The organism is Hyalangium sp. (genome assembly GCF_035629615.1).
Taxonomy (GTDB): Bacteria; Myxococcota; Myxococcia; order Myxococcales; family Myxococcaceae; genus Hyalangium.
In genome coordinates this window covers 1-5,340 of record NZ_DASPHO010000270.1, presented here as the reverse complement: position 1 = coordinate 5,340, position 5,340 = coordinate 1, and the positions used below count along the sequence as shown (strand labels likewise).

General features: G+C 69.9%; 5 protein-coding genes. 3 read left to right on the top strand and 2 right to left on the bottom strand.

Going from position 1 to position 5,340, the window contains the following annotated elements; genetic code table 11:
* The 3 genes from VD972_RS13680 to VD972_RS13670 form a co-directional block, all read left to right on the top strand.
* Positions 1 to 932, top strand: a 932-nt coding sequence (locus VD972_RS13680; RefSeq protein WP_324986498.1) for an Hsp70 family protein, incomplete at its 5' end; no start/stop codon positions are given.
* A 1,497-nt stretch (positions 933 to 2,429) separates the two neighbouring features.
* Positions 2,430 to 2,984, top strand: coding sequence for a J domain-containing protein (locus tag VD972_RS13675; RefSeq protein ID WP_324986496.1), 555 nt, complete (start codon positions 2,430 to 2,432; stop codon positions 2,982 to 2,984).
* 32 nt (positions 2,985 to 3,016) lie between these two features.
* Complete coding sequence (locus VD972_RS13670) at positions 3,017 to 3,763, top strand: CvpA family protein (protein ID WP_324986493.1); 747 nt, start codon at positions 3,017 to 3,019, stop codon at positions 3,761 to 3,763.
* Positions 3,764 to 3,770: 7 nt separating this feature from the next.
* Here VD972_RS13670 and VD972_RS13665 read toward each other — a convergent pair whose 3' ends face one another.
* Entirely contained in the window at positions 3,771 to 4,331 is a 561-nt protein-coding gene (locus tag VD972_RS13665; protein WP_324986488.1) for an NAD(P)H-dependent oxidoreductase, read from the bottom strand.
* 17 nt (positions 4,332 to 4,348) lie between these two features.
* Positions 4,349 to 5,340: AAA family ATPase (locus VD972_RS13660; protein ID WP_324986485.1), on the bottom strand; the 992-nt coding region annotated here is incomplete at its 5' end.

Below are 5,340 nucleotides of genomic sequence, written 5' to 3'. Positions count from 1 at the left end.
TGGGCGGCGACGACTTCGACGACCGGATCATGACCTGGCTGGCGGATGACTTTCAGCAGAAGTCAGGGCTGGACCTGCGGCAGAACAAGTACTGCCTGCAGATGCTCAAGGACGCCGCCGAGAAGGCGAAGATCGACGTGGGCCAGAAGGGCACCGCGGACATCCTCTGCGCGGGCATCTGCCAGGACGCCAACGGCAACGTGATGGACCTGCGCCATCAGCTCAACCAGGACCAGTTCAACCGGATGGTGATGGATCTGGTGCAGCGCACCTTCAAGGTGTGCGACGAGGCGCTGCAGAGCGCCCGGCTGACGGCCTCGGACATCGACGCGGTGATCCTGGTCGGCGGCCCCACGCGGCTGCCCATCATCCGCAACTCGGTGAAGCACTACTTCCAGCGCGAGCCCATGGAGGGCATCAACCCGGATCAGGTGGTGGCGATGGGGGCCTGCCTCCAGGCGCACGCGCTGCTGGACGCCGGGGCGGAGACGTTCCTGGTGGACGTCACCCCGCTGACGCTGCGCATTGGAACCGTGGGCGGCTACACGGAGAAGATCATCGACAAGAACACGCCGGTGCCCATCGATCGCTCGAAGACGTTCACCACCAGCCGAGACGGGCAGGAGAAGGTGAAGATCCGCGTGTACCAGGGCGAGTCCAACAAGGCGGACGAGTGCGAGATGCTGGGCGAGTTCGAGTTCTCCGGGTTCCGCATCGGCTACCGGGGCGAGGTGAAGATCGAGGTGACGTTCGAGATCGACACCAACGGCCTGGTGAACGTGTCCGCGTGTGACACGGAGACGGGCCAGAAGACGACGACCACGCTCACCCTGTCCTCAGGCATGTCCGAGGCAGACATCCAGCGGTCCATGGACGCCACCCGGCAGATCCAGCTTGCGGGCCACAGCACCGACCTTCCCTCCGTGGCCTGAGAGGCCTCACAGGCACTGCCGATGTCCCAACCCCCCGACCAGAGCGGCAAGCCCCCCGGCCCCCCCGGCACCGCCCCCGTGCGCCCGCCCGGCACCGCCCCCGTGCGCCCGCCCGGCACGGCAGCGCCCCGGCCTTCCGCGCCCCCCGTCCCGAACGCCCCGCCGCGCATGCCTGGCCCCGCCACGCCCGTGCCCATCGCGCGCCCGCTTGTCCCCGTCGCTCAGCCGATCCCCGCCGTAGGCGCTCCGCCGCGCACTGTGTCCTCGGGGGGCACTCCCTCTTCGCCGCCCGTTCCCGGTCCCCCGCCGCCCGGGGTGGCCGCGCCACGCACTCCCAGCCCTCCTGTCCCGGGCGTGCTGCTGGCCCAGGGGCGCCGGCCCCCGGCCGCCACACCCGCTCCCGTGAGAGGTCCTCCTCCCGCTCCCGTCCCCGTCGGAGAGCGTCCCACCGTTCCCGGCATCGCCACGGTGCAGGGAGCCGTCCCGCCCGGCGAGCGCCCCACCGTTCCGGGCCTGCCTTCGATCCCTTTTGAGGCGTACCCGTCGGGCACGACTCCCGTCCCTGGCTCTCCAGGGGTCGCCGCGCCCAGGCCCGGCTCGCCTGGCGTCGCCGCGCCCAGACCTGCGCCCGCGGTGGCCCACCGCCCCACGATTCAGGGCATCACCCCCATCTCGGTCACCCCGCAGGCGGGCCCTGGGGTCTCGCTGAGCGAGCCCACGCCCAACTCCCCCGCCGCTCCCGCCTATCGCCCCACCCTCCCGGGCATCGTGCCGATCTCCGTCACCCGGGGCACCGCCACTCCGGTGCCGATTCCGGCCTCGCCTCTGTCTGTGGCGGCTGGCTCGCCGGTTCCTCCCCCGCCGCCGCCCGCGGCCCTTTCTGCCTCGAGTCCTCCCCCGCCTCCGCCCGCAACCGCTGGCGTGCCGCCACGCCCGCCTGTCGCTGGGCAGCCCCCAGCCGCTCGTCCCGTCCCTGTGGCCGCAGGAGCGCCGCGTCCGCCGCCAGTCATTGCCGCGGGCCAGCCTCCGCCTCCACCCCCGGCGGCCATGCCCCCTCCCCACCGGCCGGGTGAGCGGCCCACGAGCTCGCTCCCTGCGGTGGCCACATCGGGGTCCGCGCCTCGAGGCCCTTCGGTCATTCCGGGCGGTCCCCCCGTCATGGGCCCGCGGCCTCCTTCGCGCTCGGGAATTCCGACCGTCCAGCCTGCGCAGCCTCCTGCCGCGGGCCTACGGCCTCCCTCTCGCTCGGGCATCCCCACCGTCCAGCCCGCGGGGGCACCCCGTCCGCCTCCTGGGGTGGCTCCCGGCGTCCCTCCGGGCATGCCGCGGCCGCCCACCGTGGGTGCAGTGCCCCCGTCGCCTCCCGTGGCCCCCACCCTCCCGAGCGCCCCTCCCGCAGGGGCCCGCGGGCCACAGGCCGGGGCTCGTCCTCCCGCAGCCAGCCCCCCGCCTCCGCCTCCCGCCGCCACGGACAAGAGCACGCTCGATGAGCGGCAGATGGCCGAGCTCGTCTCACGCTGCGCGCAGCTCGATCAGGTGGACTACTTCGAGGTGCTGCAGCTCTCCCGGGAGGCCACTCCGGCGGACATCAAGAAGGCCTTCTACCGCGAGAGCCGCGCCTTCCACCCGGACCGCTTCTACCAGCTCGAGAACAAGACGCTGAAGGACCATGTGAACGAGCTCTACAAGCGCGTCACCGAGGCCTACTACGTGCTGCGTGACGACACGAAGCGCCGCAAGTACCTGGCGGACGTGACGGGCCCGCAGCGAGCGCAGAAGCTGCGCTTCACCGAGGCCTCCGAGGCCGAGACGAAGGCGGCGGTGAAGAAGGAGCACGCGGAGCAGATCGGCAAAGACCCCAAGGGCCGCCAGTTCTTCCAGCTCGGCAACACCGATCTGGAGGCGGGCCGCTGGTCCAGCGCCGAGCGCAACCTGAAGATGGCGCTCACCTACGAGTCGTCCAACGCCCTCTACAAAGAGAAGCTCGCCGAGGCGCAAAAGAAGCTGAACGAAGAGTCCAAGGCCAAGGGCGAGGCCTTCAAGATCAAGTAAGGCGCAGCCGACGGTAGGAGGGGGAACCCGCGGTGGTCATCGACGTCATCATCCTGTGCCTGGTGGTGTTCTTCGCCATGGTCGGCGCCATCAGCGGGGCGGCGAAGCAGATCGCCCACATGGTGGGGATGGTGGTGGCCTACTTCGCGTCCCGGAGGCTGGGCACGGTGCTGGGCCCGAGGCTGGCGGACTCGCTCGGCGACTCGCAGCTCTTCGGCGTGCTGGTGGCCACGGTGCTGGTCTTCATCTTCGTGCTGGTGGTGGTGCGCTACGCCCTGAGCGCCCTGCTCCAGCGGCTGATGAGGGGCCGGGATCCGAACAACCGCGGGCCGGACCGGATGATCGGCTTCGCGCTCGGCGGGGCGAAGGTGGCCCTCCTCTGCTACGTGGTGGTGAGCGCGCTGACGTTCGTGGAGCAGCACGTGGTGGTAGCGGGGCAGAAGCTGGGCATGTCGCCCAAGGACTCGAGGGCCTTTGCCTTCGCGCGGCAGAACAACCTCTTCGAGATGACGCAGTTCGCGCCCCTCAAGGACTTTGTCCGGGTGGCGCAGGCCAGCACGGATCCGGAGAAGGCCGCGAAGCTCCAGAACGATCCGGCCTACAAGGCGCTGCGGCAGGATCCGCGCTTCCAGCGCGCGCTCAAGGAAGGCAACCTGCGCCGGGCGCTCGAGCAGGGCGACACCCAGGCGCTGCTGCGCAGCAACCTGGTCCTTCAGCTCATCCAGGATCCGGAGTTCGCCGCCCGGCTGGGCGCCGCGGCGCGAGCCTCCGAGCGCTGAGCGCCGCTCACTTCGTCCGCAGCGCCTTCAGCGCCCCGCCCCACGCGATGAGCTGGTCGATCATCGTGTTGACCGAGGCCTCGTGGTGGGCCGCCGGCTTGAAGACGGTGAAGTTCTCGAAGTCGGTGCGGAGCGAGAGCCCAACCTGGGCGCGCACGTCGGCGACCTGCAGCTCAGCCATGATCAGCCGCAGCTGCTCCACTGCGCGCAGTCCGAGGGTGCCACCGTAGCTGACGAACCCGGCCGCCTTGTTGTTCCACTCGCGGTACAGGAAGTCGATCGCGTTCTTGAGCGCGCCAGAGGTCCCGTGGTTGTACTCGGGCGTCACGAAGATGAAGGCGTCGAAGGGATCGATCCTCGCGGACCAGGCCTGGGTGTGGGGCTGGCTGTACTGCCCCCTTACGGGAGGAATTGGCTCGTCGAGCAGCGGCAGGTTGAAGTCCCGGATGTCCACGAGCTCGAACTCGGCGTCGCTGCGCTTCTTCGCGACCTCGTGGACCCAGTGAGCCACGGCCTCGCCCTTGCGGCCCGGGCGCGTGCTTCCGATGATGATGGCCACCTTGATCATGTCCCGCTCCCGTGCTCTCAGGCACCGAGCTGCGTCGCGTCCAGCCCCTGCAACCGGACGCGCACGAAGTCCGCGTCCAGGGAGATCCGCCGGCGGCGGCACTCCGGTGCCTCGAACATCACGTCCGCCATCACATACTCCAGGATGGAGCGCAAGCCTCGAGCGCCCAGCCCCTTGTCCACGGAGAAGCGCACCACGGCGCGCAGGGCCTGCTCGGTGAAGTCCAGCTCGATCTCGTCGTAGGCGAGCAGCTCCCGGAACTCTCGCAGGACGGAGTCGGGCGGTTCAGTGAGCACCCGCAGCAGTTCCTCCTCGCCCAGGATGTGGAGCTGGACGACGACGGGCAGCCGGCCCAGGAACTCGGCGAGCATCCCGAAGTCCACCAGCTGCTTGACGCTGATGCGCCGCCGCACCTTCCGCACCGCCTCCTCGGCCCCGAAGCCGAGCGGCCGCGCGCTGTCGCCGAAGTCATGCAGATCCGAGAACGTGCCCGCGCAGATGAAGAGGATGTCGCGCGTGTCGATCTGCACGAAGTCACTCTTGTTCCAGGCCTGGGTGACGTTCATGGGGACGAACACCTCACGCCCCTCCAGCAGCTTGAGCAGGGCCTGCTGAACGCCCTCTCCGCCGATGTCCCGGCTGCCCGCGCCGTTGCGCGCCCCCTGGGTGCGCCGGGCGATCTTGTCCACCTCGTCAATGAAGATGATCCCCCGCTGGGTGTCCTCCACGGAGTGGTTGGCCTTGAAGAGCAGGTCCGAGATCATCACCTCCACGTCTTTCCCGTAGTACCCGGCCTCCGTGTACTCGGTGGCATCCACGGTGGTGAACGGGACGGAGAGGATCTCCGCCAGGTTGCGGGCAATGTGCGTCTTCCCGCTCCCGGTCGGCCCCATCAGCAAGATGTTGGACTTCTTGATCAGCGAGCCTCTGCGCTGGCGCCGGGCCTGGACGCGCTTGAGGTGGTTGTGGGCGGCAATGGCCACGGCCCGCTTGGCCTCCTCCTGCCCGA